Annotated in this window: 20 protein-coding genes and 2 other annotated features; all 20 genes read left to right on the top strand. The window is 38.7% G+C overall.

What is annotated here, in order from left to right:
* The 20 genes from disA to rpoB all read left to right on the top strand — a co-directional run bounded on the left by disA (position 1) and on the right by rpoB (position 19,044).
* Entirely contained in the window at positions 1–1,074 is a 1,074-nt protein-coding gene (gene disA / locus MKY26_RS17915; protein ID WP_095371249.1) for a DNA integrity scanning diadenylate cyclase DisA, read from the top strand.
* 217 nt (positions 1,075–1,291) lie between these two features.
* A complete protein-coding gene (locus tag MKY26_RS17920; protein WP_095371248.1) occupies positions 1,292–2,374 on the top strand; it encodes a PIN/TRAM domain-containing protein in 1,083 nt (360 codons plus the stop codon).
* 87 nt (positions 2,375–2,461) lie between these two features.
* On the top strand, positions 2,462–3,151 hold the full coding sequence (gene ispD / locus MKY26_RS17925; protein ID WP_095371247.1) for a 2-C-methyl-D-erythritol 4-phosphate cytidylyltransferase: 690 nt from the start codon (positions 2,462–2,464) through the stop codon (positions 3,149–3,151).
* Between the two features lie 13 nt (positions 3,152–3,164).
* Positions 3,165–3,644 (top strand): 2-C-methyl-D-erythritol 2,4-cyclodiphosphate synthase, encoded by a 480-nt coding sequence (gene ispF / locus MKY26_RS17930; RefSeq protein ID WP_095371246.1) that lies wholly within the window; start codon positions 3,165–3,167, stop codon positions 3,642–3,644.
* A gap of 154 nt (positions 3,645–3,798) precedes the next feature.
* The gene (gene gltX / locus MKY26_RS17935; protein ID WP_095371245.1) at positions 3,799–5,256 is read left to right on the top strand and encodes a glutamate--tRNA ligase; all 1,458 of its coding nucleotides are present in this window, start codon (positions 3,799–3,801) and stop codon (positions 5,254–5,256) included.
* A gap of 67 nt (positions 5,257–5,323) precedes the next feature.
* Positions 5,324–5,549 (top strand) — a binding site (T-box leader).
* A gap of 148 nt (positions 5,550–5,697) precedes the next feature.
* Positions 5,698–6,348, top strand: a complete 651-nt coding sequence (gene cysE / locus MKY26_RS17940; protein WP_095371244.1) for a serine O-acetyltransferase — start codon at positions 5,698–5,700, stop codon at positions 6,346–6,348.
* Positions 6,349–7,749: a cysteine--tRNA ligase gene (gene cysS / locus MKY26_RS17945; RefSeq protein ID WP_095371243.1), complete on the top strand. Its 1,401-nt coding sequence runs from the start codon at positions 6,349–6,351 to the stop codon at positions 7,747–7,749.
* A 5-nt stretch (positions 7,750–7,754) separates the two neighbouring features.
* Positions 7,755–8,180, top strand: a complete 426-nt coding sequence (locus MKY26_RS17950; RefSeq protein WP_095373563.1) for a Mini-ribonuclease 3 — start codon at positions 7,755–7,757, stop codon at positions 8,178–8,180.
* The gene (rlmB, locus tag MKY26_RS17955; RefSeq protein ID WP_095371242.1) at positions 8,177–8,920 is read left to right on the top strand and encodes a 23S rRNA (guanosine(2251)-2'-O)-methyltransferase RlmB; all 744 of its coding nucleotides are present in this window, start codon (positions 8,177–8,179) and stop codon (positions 8,918–8,920) included. The genes MKY26_RS17950 and rlmB overlap by 4 nt, the downstream gene beginning before the upstream one ends.
* Positions 8,921–8,922: 2 nt before the next feature.
* Positions 8,923–9,429 carry an NYN domain-containing protein gene (locus MKY26_RS17960; protein WP_095371241.1) on the top strand — a complete coding sequence of 169 codons (507 nt, stop codon included), beginning with the start codon at positions 8,923–8,925 and terminating at the stop codon, positions 9,427–9,429.
* A gap of 8 nt (positions 9,430–9,437) precedes the next feature.
* Positions 9,438–10,160 (top strand): RNA polymerase sporulation sigma factor SigH, encoded by a 723-nt coding sequence (gene sigH, locus MKY26_RS17965; protein ID WP_180317053.1) that lies wholly within the window; start codon positions 9,438–9,440, stop codon positions 10,158–10,160.
* A 147-nt stretch (positions 10,161–10,307) separates the two neighbouring features.
* Positions 10,308–10,451, top strand: a complete 144-nt coding sequence (gene rpmG, locus MKY26_RS17970; protein WP_095371239.1) for a 50S ribosomal protein L33 — start codon at positions 10,308–10,310, stop codon at positions 10,449–10,451.
* A gap of 110 nt (positions 10,452–10,561) precedes the next feature.
* Complete coding sequence (secE, locus tag MKY26_RS17975; RefSeq protein ID WP_095371238.1) at positions 10,562–10,744, top strand: preprotein translocase subunit SecE; 183 nt, start codon at positions 10,562–10,564, stop codon at positions 10,742–10,744.
* Between the two features lie 211 nt (positions 10,745–10,955).
* Complete coding sequence (gene nusG / locus MKY26_RS17980) at positions 10,956–11,489, top strand: transcription termination/antitermination protein NusG (RefSeq protein WP_095371237.1); 534 nt, start codon at positions 10,956–10,958, stop codon at positions 11,487–11,489.
* Positions 11,490–11,762: 273 nt separating this feature from the next.
* Positions 11,763–12,188 (top strand): 50S ribosomal protein L11, encoded by a 426-nt coding sequence (gene rplK, locus MKY26_RS17985; protein WP_009336545.1) that lies wholly within the window; start codon positions 11,763–11,765, stop codon positions 12,186–12,188.
* 193 nt (positions 12,189–12,381) lie between these two features.
* On the top strand, positions 12,382–13,080 hold the full coding sequence (rplA, locus tag MKY26_RS17990; protein WP_095371236.1) for a 50S ribosomal protein L1: 699 nt from the start codon (positions 12,382–12,384) through the stop codon (positions 13,078–13,080).
* Between the two features lie 73 nt (positions 13,081–13,153).
* Positions 13,154–13,301: a sequence feature (ribosomal protein L10 leader region), on the top strand.
* 59 nt (positions 13,302–13,360) lie between these two features.
* Positions 13,361–13,861, top strand: coding sequence for a 50S ribosomal protein L10 (gene rplJ / locus MKY26_RS17995; protein ID WP_095371235.1), 501 nt, complete (start codon positions 13,361–13,363; stop codon positions 13,859–13,861).
* Positions 13,862–13,913: 52 nt separating this feature from the next.
* Positions 13,914–14,279, top strand: a complete 366-nt coding sequence (rplL, locus tag MKY26_RS18000) for a 50S ribosomal protein L7/L12 (RefSeq protein ID WP_095371234.1) — start codon at positions 13,914–13,916, stop codon at positions 14,277–14,279.
* Positions 14,280–14,457: 178 nt separating this feature from the next.
* The gene (locus MKY26_RS18005) at positions 14,458–15,060 is read left to right on the top strand and encodes a class I SAM-dependent methyltransferase (protein WP_095371233.1); all 603 of its coding nucleotides are present in this window, start codon (positions 14,458–14,460) and stop codon (positions 15,058–15,060) included.
* A gap of 420 nt (positions 15,061–15,480) precedes the next feature.
* Positions 15,481–19,044 (top strand): DNA-directed RNA polymerase subunit beta, encoded by a 3,564-nt coding sequence (gene rpoB / locus MKY26_RS18010; protein ID WP_095371232.1) that lies wholly within the window; start codon positions 15,481–15,483, stop codon positions 19,042–19,044.
* Positions 19,045–19,100 lie beyond the last annotated feature (56 nt).

The raw sequence follows: 19,100 nt of genomic DNA on the forward strand, positions 1-19,100 counted from the left end.
ATGGATTCAAAGAAACAAAGTGAAATTACAATCAGCGAATTATTGAAATTTTTAGCACCAGGGACACCCCTACGTGCAGGTATAGATAATGTATTAAGAGCAAACACGGGTGGGTTAATTGTTCTTTGTTCTAAGGAGCAGATTGCCAGTTTAGTGGATGGGGGCTTCCAAATTAATTGCCCTTTTTCGCCAAACTATTTATATGAGCTAGCGAAGATGGATGGGGCTATTATTCTCAATCAAGAAGGAAATAAAATCCTTATTGCCAACGCCCAACTCGCACCAGATTCGAGTATTCCTTCCTCTGAGACAGGGATGCGACATCGGACAGCAGAACGGGTGGCGAAACAAACAGGTGCGCTTGTTATTGCTGTTTCACAACGCCGTAATGTCATTACTTTATATAAAGGGGCTTCTCGTTATTCACTAAAGGATATTGGCGTTATATTAACAAAGGCTAATGTGGCAGTCACAACATTAGAGAAATATAAAGTTGTTCTTGAGCAAAGTATATCGAATTTAGGTATTCTCGAATTTGAAGAACAGGTGACCTATAATGATGTGTTAAATGTTATGCATAATATAGAAATGCTGTTAAGAATTAAAAATGAGTTACTAACTTATTTAAGCGAGTTAGGGACAGAAGGACGTCTCATTCGTTTACAAATGAATGAGTTATTGATTGAAATGGAAAGAGAATCAGAATTCGTTATTATGGATTATGCTAATGATCGTGATATTAGGGCAAAGGAAGCGCTTCAAAAGCTTCAAGAGTTATCAAAAGGTGAGACTTTAGAAGACTCAGTTATCATGAAATTACTAGGCTTTCATGGCTATATTCATACCGAAGAAGTCATTCATCCTAGAGGGATTCGGGTGCTGCATAAGGTGCCGCGATTACCACCTATTATTATTGATAACCTCGTTGATCGCTTTGAGGAACTGAGGTATATAGCGGCAGCTTCTATTGAAGAATTAGATGAGGTAGAAGGTATAGGAGAGGTACGGGCTAGGAAGATTGACGAAGGCCTCAAGCTAATACAAGACCAATTTTTTTCTGACCGACATTTATAAATACCATTGAACTACTATTCACCTTATGATAGAATAGGTAGTTTATCATTTGACATTCCCTTACTTACGGTGCTAGTCTAAGAGTATTCATAACCGTTTGATCTATCCTTTTATTTAGTTTACTGCAATAATTTTTTGTTTATAATATAAAATTTTCCAATATTGTGCGTTTTTTATTTTTGGAATTTGTTAATAATGAATAAAAGGAGGTGAGGGAATGTTAAAGAGAATTGTACAAGTCTGTTTCCTTATATTTGGGATCACATTAGGAATTTTTGTGATACCAGAATTACTAATTCTAGTCAGTTTAGATGACATTCCATTATTAAATAATCCTTATGTTTCCGCCATTTTAGGAGCTATTATTTTCTATCTTTTAACATTTTGGGCGGTTGACCATGTTGTCAATTTCATTAAATGGACAGAAGAATCGATTGTAAAGGTGCCAATTACCGATATTATATTTGGTAGTGTTGGACTGGTGTTTGGTCTTGTTGTCGCGTTTTTACTTGGTTATGGATTGTCGACACTCGAGATACCGGTATTAAATACTGTTGCTCCTATCGTCTTAACACTGTTATTTGGATATTTAGGTTTTCAAGTTGGCTTTAAAAAACGAGATGAATTACTCAATCTTTTTACAAACAAAAAGAAAAAGTTAACTGAAGAAGAAGATAGTCAATCTGATGTGAATAAGCTTAAAATATTGGATACAAGTGTTATTATCGATGGTCGAGTAGCTGATATTTGTCAAACAGGGTTTTTAGAAGGAACAATTGTTATTCCTCGTTTTGTCTTAGAAGAATTACAGCATATTGCCGATTCTTCTGATGTGTTAAAAAGAAATCGGGGCCGCCGCGGTTTAGACATTCTCAACCGTATTCAAAGTGAGCTATCTATAAAGGTAGAAATTTACGAAGGTAATTTTGAAGAAATACAAGAAGTGGATAGTAAGCTAGTGAAATTAGCGAAATTAACTAACGGTGTGGTTGTAACCAATGATTTCAACCTGAATAAGGTATGCGAGCTACAGAAAGTCGCAGTTCTAAATATTAATGATCTGGCGAATGCTGTGAAGCCGGTTGTGCTTCCGGGAGAAGAAATGAAAGTTCAGGTCATTAAGGACGGAAAAGAACAAAATCAAGGGATTGCCTACTTAGACGATGGCACAATGATTGTCGTAGAAGAAGGTAGAAATTATATTGGCAAGCATATTGATGTAGTAGTGACAAGTGTATTGCAAACATCTGCGGGTAGAATGATTTTCGCTAAACCAAAACTTTTAGAAAAAGCATTATAATTATAGTATAGAAGAAGCAGAAGAGGGGGCCGTAAATTGGCTCTTTTCTTCCGCTTTTTATGCTGATTAAGGGAGTTAAAAGAAAATATGGGGTATAGAGTCGTCATCCCTGCAGCGGGGCAAGGGAAGAGAATGGGTGCTTCAAAAAATAAACTGTTGCTAGAACTAAGAGGGGTACCTATTTTTATACATACATTGCGCGTTTTCCAACGAGACTCCGCGTGTGAAGGGATTTATTTAGCTATTAATCCTGCTGAGGAAAAAGAGATACGTGCGTTAATTGCTAAGCATGGGGTGGATAAGGTAAGGGCGTATATCGGTGGTGGACAGGAAAGGCAGCATAGCATTAGTCATGTGATTCGTGCGTTAACAGGTGAAGGGATTGTGTTGGTACATGATGCCGCTCGACCTTTTGTTGAACAAGAGCATATCGATCAACTTGTATCTCAAGCTCAGTTCAATGATGGCGCCATTTTAGCCGTTCCCGTGAAAGATACGATAAAAAAGGGACGTGATGGATTAGTCGAGGGAACAATTGATCGAACGAGTCTATGGTCTGTGCAAACCCCTCAAGCTTTTAAGCTTAGTATTTTACAAGCGGCATATGAGAAAGCGCAAAAGGACCAATTTGTAGGGACTGATGATGCAAGCTTGGTGGAGAGAGTACATAATAAGATTGCTTTTGTACAAGGGAATTACGATAATATAAAACTAACAACGCCTGAGGACCTATATTTTGCTGAGGCGATTTTAAATAAAAGAGATGACTTTATCTAAAGGAGAAGATAATATGTTTCGCATTGGTCAAGGATTTGATGTACATCAATTAGTTGAAGGACGACCACTGATTATGGGTGGGGTTACGATTCCATATGAATTAGGATTACTTGGACATTCAGATGCGGATGTTTTATTACATACAGTGTCAGATGCCTGTTTAGGTGCAATTGGTGAAGGTGATATTGGTAAGCACTTCCCTGATACAGACCCAGACTTTAAAGATGCGGATTCAGCTAAACTGATGCAACATGTGTGGCAATTGGTAAAAGAAAAGGGTTATGAACTTGTGAATGCTGACTGTACTATTATTGCTCAAAAACCAAAAATGGCTCCTTATATTCCTGCTATAAGAGAAAGAATAGCGGAATTGTTAGAATCAGAAGTAGAGAACATTAACGTGAAAGCCACGACAACGGAAAAACTAGGATTTACAGGCAGAGGCGAAGGAATTGCTGCTCAAGTGGTTGTGTTGTTGAAGAAAAGTGCCTAGTCGGTTATTTCCGGACTTTGACAACTTACAGTAGGATGATAAAATAAAGGGTGCTATTCATATTCAATTTTTGATAAAAAAGATGGATCGTCAGGTGGCTTATATAGCAATCAGCGGTTTTTCGAAATAGAACTGATTTTGAAGGAGGATCATCATGTCAAGTGATATTCGTGTACGCTATGCACCAAGTCCAACGGGACATTTACATATTGGTAATGCGCGTACAGCTTTGTTTAATTATTTATTTGCTCGTAGTAAAAATGGTAAATTCATCATTCGTATAGAAGATACAGATAAAAAACGTAATATTGAGGGCGGAGAAGAGAGTCAATTAAAATACTTACAATGGCTTGGTATAGACTGGGATGAAAGTATCGATAAAGATGGTGGATACGGCCCGTACCGTCAATCAGAAAGAAACGAAATTTACAAAAAGTATTATCAACAGTTACTTGATAGCGGACAAGCTTATAAGTGTTATTGTACGGAAGAAGAGTTAGAAGCTGAACGTGAGGCGCAAATGGCTAAAGGTGAAATGCCGATATACTCAGGAAAGTGCAGACATTTATCAGATGATGATCGCCAACAACTCGAAGCTGAAGGAAGAAAACCAAGTATTCGTTTTCTTGTCCCACAAGGAAAAGTGTATGCATTCAATGATATGGTTAAAGGAGAAGTGTCATTTGAGTCAGATGGCATTGGTGATCATGTAATTGTTAAAAAAGACGGGACACCGACATATAATTTTGCTGTAGCCATAGATGATTATTTAATGAAAATCTCTCATGTATTACGTGGAGATGATCATATTTCAAATACACCTAAACAAATTATGATTTATGAGGCACTTGGCTTCCAAGTACCTGTATTTGGTCATATGACGCTAATAGTGAATGAAAGTCGTAAAAAATTAAGTAAACGTGATGAGTCAATCATTCAATTCATTGAACAATACGAAGAGCTAGGTTACTTGCCTGAAGCCTTGTTTAACTTTATCGCTTTACTTGGTTGGTCTCCGAGTGGAGAGGAAGAATTATTCTCCAAAGAAGAGCTAATTGAAATCTTTGATGAGTCAAGGTTATCTAAGTCACCTGCTTTATTTGATATGCAGAAGCTTGCTCATATTAATGCGCAGTACATGAAAAAGTTAGATGGTGACCAGTTACTTGATTTAACGTTACCTCATTTTAAAAAAGCAGGCAAAGTAGGAGATAATCCTTCTGGCGATGAGTTACAATGGTTAAAGAAATTAGTGTTGTTGCTACAAGAGAAAATGAGTTATGGTGCGCAAGTAATTGAACTAAGTGAATTATTCTTTGTTCAGGATATCGAAGTTGAACCAGAAGCAAGCGAAGTTTTAGCTGAAGAGCAAGTACCGGAAGTGTTGACTGCTTTCTTACATGAAGTAGAGGCGCTTGAGGTATTTGAAGCTGATCAAATAAAGGCGGCAATGAAGTCAGTACAGAAAGCGACAGGACATAAAGGGAAAAAATTATTTATGCCGATTCGCTCAGCAACAACGGGGCAGACACATGGCCCAGACCTACCGAAAGCAATGGAGTTATTAGGTAGGGAAACTGTAAAAATTCGCCTACAGCGTATTTTAGGTTAACATATCGGTAAAAATATAATATAGTATAGAATATTAACGTATAAATCTTTAGAAAATCATTATAGATGCTAAATCATTGAAGAGGAAAAGTAAGAGTAATGACTGTTTATTAGAGAGAACCATCATCGGCTGAAAGTGGTTTAAACCTCTCATTCTCTGAAGTGCCCCTCTGAGTCCTGTTTCGAACCTTTATAGTAGAAATAGGCGGTTACCTTCCCGTTAACGAGGCAGAGTTGGAGCTTTTATTATATGAAAGCTTAAACAGAGTGGAACCGCGTGTAAACGTCTCTGTCTATTTTAGACAGGGGCGTTTTTTATTTATAGATATGTTATTTGTTTTCTGGTGATAAGGACCCACCCAAAGAGAGAGTGTAATCACTGTTACTTTTGTTGTTTTTATTATACGAGAAAAATGCTATTTAAAGACTGGAGGGAGAGAGCATGTTTAAAAGAATGAAGGAAGATATAGATGTTGTGTTTGAACAGGATCCTGCCGCAAGAAGTGTTTTTGAAGTAGTGTTAACCTACTCAGGATTACATGCGATTTGGAATCATCGCATTGCACACAGTCTTTATAAAAATAAATTTTTCTTCCTTGCAAGGTTGGTTTCACAAATTAGTCGTTTTTTTACTGGGATAGAAATACACCCTGGGGCGAAAATAGGCCGTCGATTTTTTATTGATCACGGGATGGGTGTTGTTATTGGCGAGACATGCGAGATTGGAGATAATGTTACTGTCTATCAAGGTGTAACACTTGGGGGGACAGGGAAAGAAAAAGGCAAGAGACATCCAACGATTAAGGATAATGCTCTTATTGCTACAGGGGCAAAAGTGCTTGGATCCATTACAATTGGGGAAAACTCAAAAATAGGTGCCGGCTCAGTTGTTTTACATGAAGTGCCACCTAATTCAACGGTTGTTGGTATACCTGGTAAGGTAAAAATCCAAGATGGCGTCAAAGTAACGAAAGATTTAAATCATACAGACTTACCAGATCCCATTTCTGATCGCTTTAAAGAGCTAGAAAATGAGTTAGAGCGTGTGAAAAAAGAGTTTGAACAACTGAAAGCTGAAAGGAGCCACTCATAAATGGCGATTCAATTATATAATACGTTAACAAGAAAAAAAGAGCCGTTTATCCCGTTAGAAGAGGGTAAAGTAAAGATGTATGTTTGCGGACCTACTGTATACAATTATATTCATATAGGAAATGCTCGCCCTGCAATTGTGTTCGATACAGTGAGGAGATATTTGGAGTATCGCGGATATGATGTGAATTTTGTGTCAAATTTCACAGATGTCGATGATAAATTAATCCGCACGGCCAAAGAACTAGGTGAAGACGTGCCGGAAATTGCGGAGAGATTTATTGAAGCGTATTTTGAAGATGTATCGGCATTAGGTTGCAAAAAAGCAGACACACACCCGAGAGTAACGGAAAATATGGATACGATTATTGATTTTATCCAAGCGCTGATTGATAAAGGTTTTGCCTATGAATCAGAAGGAGATGTGTACTACCATACACGAAAGTTTGAAGAGTATGGAAAGCTTTCTCATCAATCGATTGATGAGTTAAAGTTAGGCAATCGAATTGCTGTTGGTGAGAAGAAGAAAGACGCACTTGATTTCGTCCTTTGGAAAGCGGCGAAGGAAGGTGAGATTAAATGGGATAGTCCTTGGGGGGCAGGTCGCCCAGGGTGGCATATTGAATGCTCCGCTATGGCTCGTAAATATCTAGGTGACACGATTGATATTCATGCTGGAGGACAAGATTTATCATTTCCTCACCATGAGAATGAAATAGCACAGTCAGAGGCAGTGACAGGTAAAACTTTCGCTCGTTACTGGATGCATAATGGCTATATTAATATTGATAACGAAAAAATGTCTAAATCACTCGGTAATTTCGTCTTGGTACACGATATTATTAAGAAGCACAATCCGCAAGTGTTAAGGTTCTTCATGTTAGCAGTGCATTATCGTAATCAAATTAACTATAATGAAGAATTGCTGGAAAATACAAAAGCGGGTTATGAGCGTATTAAAGCATCGTATGAGAATTTAAAGCATCGTAAAGAGGCGAGTAGTGAGTTAACAGAAAATAACCAAGAATGGTTAGAGAAAATTGGTGATTTACAAAAGCAATTCATCACAGATATGGATGATGATTTTAACACGGCGAATGCCATCTCTGTTGTATTTGAATTATCAAAACAAGCGAATTATTATTTGATGGAAAAGAATACGTCCACTGCTGTAATCGATGCATTTATGACTCAATTCGAGGATTTCTTCGGTGTGCTTGGACTATCATTAGAGGATGAGCTACAGCTGTTAGATGAGGAAGTGGATCAATTGATAGCCGATCGGATTCAAGCAAGAAAAGATCGCAATTTCCAATTAGCTGATCAAATTCGTGATCAATTAAAAGAAATGAATATTATTCTTGAGGATACAGCTCAAGGAACAAGATGGAAAAGAGGATAAGAGTGATGCTTTCATACGAAGAAAATCTTAATCCTAAACAATTAAACAGTCTCGCCCTTGCTTATATGGGCGATGCTGTTTATGAACAATACGTACGTCAGGACTTATTACAAAAAGGTAATATAAGGCCACATCAGTTGCATAAGGCAGCAACGAAATATGTATCTGCTAAAGCACAATCAAAAGTGATTCATGCATTTTTGGACGAGGGCGTTTTATCAGAAGAAGAAGAGGCGGTAGTAAGACGGGGGAGAAATGCTAAATCTGGCACCATTCCGAAAAACACCGATGTACAAACTTATCGTTATAGTACTGCATTCGAAGCATTGATAGGTTTCTTATATTTATCTAAACGAGTAGAGCGGTTAGAAGAGTTAGTAGTAAAAGCATTTAAGTGGACTGAGGATAGGAAGGAGGAGAGCAAGAAATGAGTCATGATTTCATTATTGGTAAAAACGCTGTAATCGAGGCACTTAAGTCAGAGCGTGATATGAATAAAATTATGGTTGCGGAAGGCTCTCAAAAAGGGCAAATGCAGCAAGTGGTTGGAATGGCGAAGGAAGCGGGTGTGCTGGTTCAATTTGTTCCGAAAAAGAAATTGGATCAAATGGAGCTAGGGAATCATCAAGGTGTGGTTGCTCAAGTGGCTGCCTATCAATATGCCGAGTTAGATGACCTATTTAAAAAAGCAGAAAACAGTGGACAAGCTCCATTCTTTCTTCTATTGGACGAGATTGAAGATCCTCATAATCTAGGCTCGATTATGAGAACAGCTGATGCTGTAGGTGCGCATGGGATTATTATTCCAAAGAGGCGTGCGGTTGGTTTAACAGCAACAGTTGCTAAAGCTTCAACGGGAGCGATTGAACATATCCCTGTTGCTCGTGTAACGAACTTAGCAAGAACGATTGATGAATTAAAAGAACGAGGCGTTTGGATTGCGGGTACAGATGCAAGCGGTAAACAGGATTATCGCCAATTGGATGGAGTGATGCCCATCGGATTAGTCATTGGTAGTGAAGGGAAAGGAATGGGAAGACTGATTAGAGATAAATGTGATTTTCTTATCAGCTTACCAATGGCTGGAAAAGTAACATCTTTAAATGCTTCAGTCGCTGCTGCTTTGTTGATGTATGAAGTCTACCGCAAACGCTCTCCGATTGAGCGATAATGATGAATATCCTTCTTGTTGACGGATACAATATCATCGGTGCTTGGCCAGAGCTTCAGCTTCTAAAAAATAAGGATTTAGAAGCAGCCAGGGACCTGCTGGTAGAAAAGATGGCTGAATATCAAGGGTATTCCGGTTACCGAGTCATAGTTGTCTTTGATGCCCATTACGTAAAAGGGACAGAAAGAAAATTTAAGAATTATAATGTTGAAGTTATTTTTACACGTACAAACGAAACCGCAGATGAACGTATTGAAAAGCTAGCGATTGCGTTAAATAATATTAAAACACAAATCTATGTAGCTACTTCAGATTTTACAGAGCAGAGAGTCATCTTTGCTCAAGGTGCGTTAAGAAAGTCAGCCCGAGAATTACACAATGAAATGAATCATATTGAAAAACAAATTAACAAAAAAGTAAAGAAAAGCCAGGAAAATAAGCCAGTGTCTAAAATCCCATTAAGTGATGAAATCGTTGAAATTTTCGAAAAATGGCGCAGAGAACGTTAAATGATTGGTTGACGCTGGAAAATACCCTACTGTATAATATTTCTAACCATGCTTGTACGGTCGGAGGGATCAGGATGAGTATCGACTTCAGGACAAAAGCTGAAAAGCATTCTTTATACGTGCAACTCGAAGATGAAGAAGTAATTGAATTAGTGCATAAAGGTGAAAGTGAAGCGCTAGATTATTTGATCCATAAGTATCGAAACTTCGTGCGTGCAAAGGCGAGGTCTTATTTCCTCATTGGTGCCGACAAGGAAGATATTGTGCAGGAGGGAATGATTGGTCTTTATAAGGCCATTCGAGATTTTAAGGAGGACAAGTTGTCTTCCTTCAAAGCATTTGCAGAATTATGTATCACAAGACAAATTATCACTGCAATTAAAACAGCAACAAGACAGAAGCATATCCCGTTGAATTCTTATGTATCGCTTGATAAGCCTATTTATGATGAGGAGTCAGATCGTACGTTAATGGATGTCATTTCTGGAGCGAAAGTGATGAACCCAGAAGAGTTAATTATTAATCAGGAAGAGTTTGACCACATCGAAGTAAAAATGTCTGAACTTTTGAGCGATTTGGAAAGAAAGGTGCTTGCCCTTTATTTAGATGGGCAATCATATCAAGAAATATCAGAAGAATTGAATCGACATGTGAAGTCAATTGATAATGCTTTGCAAAGAGTGAAGAGAAAACTAGAGAGATATTTAGAAATAAGAGAATTCTCTTTATAACTACTATATGTTAATATATTATTTATGGGCATATGAGAACCATTTTCGATTGATAACAGTGGAGGTTTTCCTATTTTTGCTGTTATTGACATGGATTATTGGCCATGGTAGAGTTTTAATGGCATAAATGTCGAAGAGGTGTGAAAAATGCCGAAAAAAGTGATACTAGCTTGTGCCGATTGTGGGACAAGAAATTACACTACCAATGGTAACAAAGGTAATGAGAGATTGGAATTAAAGAAATTTTGCAGTAAATGCAGTGCACATACAGTTCATCGCGAAACAAAATAATAGAGTAAAGAAGAGACAAAAAAGTAATAGAATGGCATTCAGGGGGATGTATTCTTAATCAACGCTTTTTTGTTAAAGGATATATCTCTTTAAAAGTTGGGGGTTAAGAAATGGGACGCATCGTGAAGTTTTTCCGTGAAGTTGGACGTGAGATGAAAAAGGTTAGCTGGCCTACAAAGAAAGAGCTAACGAAATATACGATCACAGTTATTGTCGTTGTTTTATTCTTTACGTTATTCTTTACTGTTGTTGATTTAGGTATTTCTGAATTGATTCGTTTAATTCTTGAATAACCCCTGAGCTTCCATGGTATAATGGATGATAACACAGGAACATTTGCAGGAGCCCGGTAACGGGTTTTTTCATTTGGTCAAGAAAGGCCTAGTCCATTTGCTTAGGATTCGATTGGTTTCGTAATCCGTCACTTTAGACAAACAAGAGATGTCAGTCTTTCAAAAATAAAAATAGATTGCAGGGAGGGAAGGACGTTAAGTCCCCTTTGATATGGAAAAGAATTGGTATGTAGTACATACGTACTCAGGGTATGAGAATAAAGTAAAAGCAAACCTTGAAAAACGTGTGGAATCGATGGGCATGCAGGATAAAATTTTTAGAGTGGTTGTCCCTGAAGAAGAAGAAACAGATATTAAGAATGGTAAGAAGAAAGTTGTAAAACGGAAGGTGTTCCCAGGTTATGTGTTGGTGGAGATTGTTATGACAGATGACTCTTGGTATGTAGTGCGTAACACACCTGGTGTAACGGGATTTGTTGGTTCAGCGGGTTCTGGCTCCAAACCGACTCCGTTGTTGCCTGAAGAAGTGCAGGTCATTCTCAAACGTATGGGTGTTGAAGAAAAACGAATGGATGTAAACTTCGAAGTTGGGGAAACGGTTCAAGTAAACGAAGGTCCATTTGCTAACTTTACTGGATCTATTGAAGAAATCGATAAAGATAAAGCGAAAATCAAGGTGCTTGTAAATATGTTTGGAAGAGATACACCAGTTGAATTAGATTTTTCGCAAATCGAAAAAATTTAACGGTCTTTCTCCCTTATATTTAACTAGAGAAAGTTGATTTTTGTATGATTTCGCCGTATCTAGCCATTGTCTTTCGTTTATGAGCTCTCCTATATTTTTGAAAAGAACTTGAAATCGTCTTTGAAAAATGATAATATTTCATAGGTCAGTATGTCTCAGAAGACGAGACCGGACATTGGACATTATTCTTTATGTTAATATAAAGAATTAACAGTTGAGTGGGAGGGGGAAAACCCCTATTACCACATCACGGACTTTAAGGAGGTGTGTCTCGTGGCTAAAAAAGTAATCAAACTTGTTAAATTGCAAATTCCTGCAGGTAAAGCAAATCCAGCACCACCAGTTGGTCCTGCACTAGGTCAAGCCGGTGTTAATATCATGGGATTCTGTAAGGAATTTAATGCACGCACAGCTGAACAAGCTGGTCTAATTATTCCTGTTGAAATCACGGTATTTGAGGACCGTTCATTTACATTTATTACGAAAACTCCACCTGCTGCTGTATTGCTTAAGAAAGCGGCTGGTATTGAGTCTGGTTCTGGTGAACCAAACCGTAATAAAGTAGCAACAGTCAAGCGTGACAAGGTACGCGAGATTGCTGAAACAAAAATGCCTGATCTAAACGCTGCTAGTGTAGAAGCTGCTATGCGTATGGTTGAAGGTACTGCACGCAGCATGGGTATTGTCATCGAAGACTAATACTATTTGCTATGTATGTATGATGATTGTTTCTAAAAAGGTTGCGATGCTGAATTAGTTTCACTCGCAACCTTTATAATGTTCGGACCTTGAGAAATTCTCGAGGGACCGACGTTTTTGAGATGAGAGGCAAACGTGCTTTTCGTCGGTGGGAGGTTATTCCGCTAAAACCACATTCAAGGAGGAAATTAAAATGGCTAAAAAAGGTAAGAAGTATGTAGAAGCTGCTAAACTTGTAGATAGCACAAAAGCTTACCCAGTTGCAGAAGCAATTGCTCTTGCGAAGAAAACAAACTTTGCTAAATTTGATGCAACAGTTGAAGTAGCTTTTCGTTTAGGTGTAGATCCTAAGAAAGCTGACCAACAAATTCGTGGAGCTGTCGTGCTTCCGAACGGTACTGGTAAAACTCAACGCGTGCTTGTATTTGCAAAAGGTGAAAAAGCGAAAGAAGCAGAAGCTGCGGGTGCAGACTATGTAGGAGATGCAGAATTCATCAACAAAATCAACCAAGGTTGGTTTGAGTTTGACGTAATCGTTGCTACTCCAGACATGATGGGTGAAGTTGGTAAACTTGGTCGTGTACTTGGACCAAAAGGTTTAATGCCAAACCCTAAAACAGGTACAGTTACATTTGATGTAGAAAAAGCTGTTAATGAAATCAAAGCAGGTAAAGTTGAATACCGTGTAGAAAAAGCTGGTAACATTCACGTGCCTATCGGAAAAGTATCATTTGAAGATGACAAGCTTGTTGAAAACTTCAACACAATCTTCGATACAATGATGAAAGCAAAACCTGCTGCAGCAAAAGGTACTTACATGAAAAACGTTTCTGTAACTACTACTATGGGACCTGGTGTGAAAATCGACCCTTCTACAGCGGCAACAAAATAATTAACCATTATTTGGTTTTTAAATAAAGTTGACATAGCAAAGTCCATTCTGTAGAATGAATCTTGTTATTATCATAACTTAATCATTTATACCGTAGACAGCAGGAGCCGATTGGGGCTTAATAACCTGCCGAGGTAATACGATAGATTTTAATTGCTTGAACGAGCTATTGTATACTTCCTCCATGTCTACCTTTGATATGGAGGTTTTTTAATGAGATGGTGAGCCTCACCTATCTGATTGAACGGTATGAATGCATAATTCAATAGGAGGTGTAAAGATGAGCAGCATTATCGAACAAAAGAAACAAATCGTAGAAGAAATTGCAGACAAATTCAAATCAGCTCAAACAGCAGTTGTTGTTGATTACCGCGGATTAACTGTTGCAGAAGTAACAGAACTTCGTAAACAACTACGTGAAGCGAATGTTGAATTCAAAGTTTACAAAAACTCTATGAGTCGTCGTGCAGCAGAAGCTGCTGAACTTGCAGGCTTAAACGAACATCTTACTGGTCCTAATGCAATTGCATTCAGTACAGAGGATGTTGTCGCACCAGCGAAAATTTTAAACGAGTTTGCTAAAAAGCATGAAGCTCTTGAAATTAAAGCGGGTGTAATTGAAGGTAATATCGCTTCACAAGAAGAAGTGAAAGCTCTTGCTGAACTTCCATCTCGCGAAGGTTTACTTTCTATGCTACTCAGCGTACTTCAAGCTCCAGTTCGCAACCTTGCTCTTGCAACAAAAGCTGTTGCAGATCAAAAAGAAGAACAAGGCGCTTAATTATCGGTTTTAACCAATATAATCTAACAAAAATTAAGGAGGAAATTATATCATGACTAAAGAACAAATCATTGAAGCAGTTAAAAGTATGACTGTTTTAGAACTTAACGATCTAGTAAAAGCAATTGAAGAAGAATTCGGAGTAACTGCTGCAGCTCCTGTAGCTGTTGCTGGTGGCGCTGCTGGTGGAGACGCTGCTGCTGAGAAAACAGAATTTGACGTAATTCTTAATTCTGCTGGCGATCAAAAAATTAAAGTTATCAAAGTTGTTCGTGAAATCACAGGTCTTGGCCTTAAAGAAGCGAAAGAAGTTGTTGATAACACTCCTAAAGCTATTAAAGAAGGCGCTTCTAAAGAAGAAGCTGAAGAAATCAAAGCTAAACTTGAAGAAGTTGGAGCTGGCGTAGAAGTTAAGTAATATAGTTTGTTTAAAAGCCCGCTTGTATGAGCGGGCTTTTTTAATATCAGTTATGTGGACTGTTTAGGTAAGTGAATTTAAGGAGAACGTTACAGCAACTAACGAAGCGTTTGCTTAATTTTACCCTCTACCAAAAAAATCCTCGCACATGCAGCTCTAATATCTGGAGGTGACCACTATGTCAGACCATTATTATTCTAAAACGCCTAATGTCGAAAGTAATCCACGTGTTTGGAGTTACAAACTAAGAGACAAAACATTTCAATTTAAAACCGATCATGGTGTATTTTCAAAAAGTGAAGTTGACTTTGGATCAAGGTTATTAATAGAGACGTTTATCCCTCCTGAAATATCTGGTGATGTATTAGATGTTGGTTGTGGGTACGGCCCAATTGGTTTATCAATGGCGTCGATTATGCAAGATCGTCAAGTCGTCATGCTCGACGTGAACGAAAGAGCGCTTGAGCTGGCACAAACGAACGGCGAGCTAAATGGTATCAACAATATCACTGTAAAAGAAAGTGACAAGTTGGCAGTTGTTAAAGACCAACAATTTGCAGCTATTTTAACGAATCCACCAATAAGAGCTGGGAAACAAACTGTTCATAGTATTTTTGAAGAGAGTTTTGAATGTTTATTGCCTGGTGGAGAACTATGGGTAGTCATTCAAAAGAAGCAAGGTGCACCATCTGCAATTGAAAAGCTCTCGGAATTATTTGCTGAAGTAGATACTGTTGTGAAGAAAAAAGGCTATTTTATATTAAGAGCAAAAAAAGATTGACTTGACATTTTCGCTATGTTAGTATTGTAAAATGCCAACATAATATACTACCAATAGGGATAAAAATTTATGCGTTATTGTATAAATTTATCCAGATGTGGGAAGTAATGAAAAGAATAGTCTAATGATGGAATTGTGGTTTTTGCTTGAAAAACCCTTTTTCTTTTTGTCTGATTGAGTTTATGTTTACGGAGGAAACTTGTGCTTTGGGGCTTCCGACGCTCTAGTTTTGGCAAAAATAGAGCGAAATGTGACTCGAGTTTAAGATATGTCAAGCTACCTGGATAATATTTCTCATGTAAAGAGTTTATCTCACTTGTGGGCTGGAATCCACAGGTAAAAAGATAGATTCTATTATTTACATGTGAGATTCACAGGTTGCTTTTCAAATAATAACGCTTGATTTGAGGGGTGAATCAGTTGACAGGTCAACTAGTTCAGTATGGACGACACCGCCAACGTAGAAGTTACGCACGAATCAGTGAAGTTTTAGAATTACCAAATCTAATCGAAATCCAAACCTCTTCTTATCAATGGTTTCTTGATGAGGGTTTAAGAGAGATGTTTCACGACATTTCTCCGATTGAAGACTTTACTGGTAATTTATCGCTTGAATTTATTGATTACAGCCTTGGCGATCCAAAATATTCGGTTGAGGAATCGAAGGAACGAGATGTTACATATTCTGCACCTTTGCGTGTGAAAGTGCGTCTTGTGAACAAAGAAACAGGCGAAGTCAAAGATCAGGATGTCTTTATGGGTGACTTCCCGCTTATGACAGAAACAGGAACATTTGTAATTAATGGCGCAGAACGTGTCATTGTTTCGCAATTGGTGCGTTCTCCGAGCGTATACTTTAGCGGAAAACTCGATAAAAACGGGAAAAAAGGCTTTACTGCCACTGTTATCCCGAACCGCGGCGCTTGGCTTGAGTATGAAACTGATGCCAAAGATGTCGTATACGTTAGAATAGATCGTACGAGGAAACTACCCGTTACGGTTCTTTTGCGTGCACTAGGGTTCGGATCTGATCAAGAAATCATCGAATTAATTGGTGACAATGAATATATCCGTAATACGCTTGAAAAAGATAACACAGAAGGTACGGACAAAGCATTGCTCGAAATCTATGAGCGTCTTCGTCCTGGTGAACCACCGACTGTTGAGAATGCAAAAAGCTTACTTGTATCAAGATTCTTTGATCCAAAACGCTATGATTTAGCAAATGTTGGACGTTACAAGATTAATAAAAAGCTTCATATAAAAAATAGATTATTTGGCCAAAGATTAGCTGAGAATTTGGTTGATCCTGAAACAGGGGAAATCATTGCTGAAAAAGGTGTTGTACTTGATCGTAGAACGCTTGATCGAATTCTTCCTTATCTTGAGAAGAATGTTGGCTTTAAGAAAGTGGACCTTGTCGGTGGCGTTATAGATGAAGAAGTCGATGTTCAATCGATTAAAATTTATGCACCGAATGAAGATGGCGAGAAAGTCATCAATGTAATCGGTAATGCGTATGTAGAAGAAGCTGTGAAGAATATTTCACCGGCTGATATTATTGCTTCTATTAGCTATTTCTTTGATTTATTACATGGTGTCGGCGATACAGATGATATTGACCATCTTGGTAATAGAAGATTACGTTCTGTTGGTGAGCTATTGCAAAACCAATTCCGTATCGGTTTATCAAGAATGGAGCGTGTAGTTCGTGAGAGAATGTCCATTCAAGACACGAACACAATTACGCCACAACAATTAATCAACATTCGTCCTGTTATTGCATCTATTAAAGAATTCTTTGGTAGCTCTCAATTGTCTCAGTTCATGGACCAAACAAATCCATTAGCTGAGTTAACACATAAGCGACGTCTGTCAGCCTTAGGACCTGGTGGATTAACACGTGAGCGTGCAGGCTTTGAAGTGCGTGACGTTCACTATTCCCACTATGGTCGTATGTGTCCAATTGAAACGCCAGAGGGACCGAATATCGGATTAATTAACTCTTTATCATCCTTTGCGAAAGTGAATCGTTTCGGATTTATTGAAACACCTTATCGTCGTATTGATCACGAAACAGGTACAGTATCTTCAAGAATCGATTACTTAACAGCTGATGAGGAAGATAATTATGTTGTAGCCCAAGCGAACGCAAGACTAGGTGAAGATGGTTCATTTGTTGACGAGGAAGTTGTTGCTCGTTTTAGAGGGGAAAATACTGTTGTTAAACGTGACCGTGTTGATTACATGGATGTATCACCTAAGCAGGTTGTATCTGCTGCGACTGCATGTATCCCGTTCTTAGAGAATGATGACTCTAACCGTGCCTTAATGGGTGCCAACATGCAACGACAAGCTGTGCCTCTTATGCAGCCTGAAGCACCACGCGTTGGAACAGGAATGGAATATGTTTCTGGTAAAGATTCTGGTGCTGCGGTGATTTGTAAGCACGAAGGTATTGTTGAGCATGTTGAAGCGAAAGAAGTTTGGGTAAGACGTGTGAAAGAAGTAGATGGCCAAGAAGTAAAAGGCGATCTTGATAAATATAGAATGCTTAAGTTCATTCGTTCCAACCAAGGTACTTGTTACAACCAAAGACCAATTGTTGCAGTTGGTAACCGTGTAACGAAAGGTGAAATCCTTGCTGACGGACCATCAATGGAACTTGGTGAACTTGCGCTTGGACGTAATGTTCTCGTTGCTTTCATGACATGGGACGGTTATAACTACGAGGATGCGATCATCATGAGTGAGCGCCTTGTAAAAGATGATGTATACACTTCGATTCATATTGAAGAGTATGAGTCAGAGTCTCGTGATACGAAGCTTGGACCTGAAGAAATTACTCGTGACATCCCGAATGTAGGGGAAGATGCCCTACGTAATTTAGATGAGCGCGGTATTATTCGCACAGGTGCTGAAGTGAAAGATGGGGACTTGTTAGTTGGTAAAGTAACGCCTAAAGGTGTAACAGAACTAACTGCGGAGGAAAGACTACTTCATGCTATCTTCGGTGAAAAAGCACGTGAAGTACGTGATACATCCTTGCGTGTACCACATGGTGGAGGCGGTATCGTACTAGATGTCAAAGTCTTCAACCGTGAAGATGGCGATGAACTACCTCCAGGTGTAAACCAACTTGTACGTGTTTATATTGTTCAGAAGCGTAAGATTTCTGAAGGGGACAAAATGGCCGGCCGACATGGTAACAAAGGGGTTATCTCTCGTATTCTACCGGAAGAAGATATGCCGTATTTACCAGATGGCACACCGGTTGATATCATGTTGAACCCATTAGGGGTACCTTCTCGTATGAACATCGGTCAGGTACTTGAACTACACCTTGGAATGGCGGCAAGATCACTAGGCATTCATGTTGCTTCACCAGTATTTGATGGTGCAAACGAGGAAGATGTTTGGGAAACAATCGAAGAAGCTGGTATGGCTCGTGATGCGAAAACAGTTCTTTATGATGGACGTTCAGGAGAGCCGTTTGATAACCGTGTATCTGTTGGTGTCATGTATATGATCAAACTAGCACACATGGTTGATGATAAACTTCACGCTCGTTCTACTGGACCTTACTCACTTGTTACGCAACAACCGCTTGGTGGTAAAGCACAATTCGGTGGACAGCGTTTTGGTGAGATGGAGGTTTGGGCACTTGAAGCCTATGGTGCTGCTTATACACTTCAAGAGATCTTAACAGTTAAATCGGATGATGTCGTTGGACGTGTGAAAACATATGAATCCATCGTTAAGGGTGAAAATGTACCGGAACCTGGTGTCCCTGAATCATTCAAAGTATTAATTAAAGAACTTCAAAGCTTAGGTATGGATGTAAAAATCCTTTCAGGCGATGAAAAAGAGATAGAAATGCGTGATACGGATGATGATGAGGATATGCAACAGGCTGAATCCTTAACAATCGCTCCAGATACGCAAGAAACAGAAGTAGCAGAAACAGTAGCAACAAAAGAATAAATTTGAACAAGGAGGGCAATCACTGCCCTCCATTCGAGCTAAGTGGAATAGATGAC

This window comes from Cytobacillus sp. FSL R7-0680 (assembly GCF_038009245.1).
In the GTDB taxonomy this organism is placed as follows: domain Bacteria; phylum Bacillota; class Bacilli; order Bacillales; family Cytobacillaceae; genus Cytobacillus; species Cytobacillus kochii.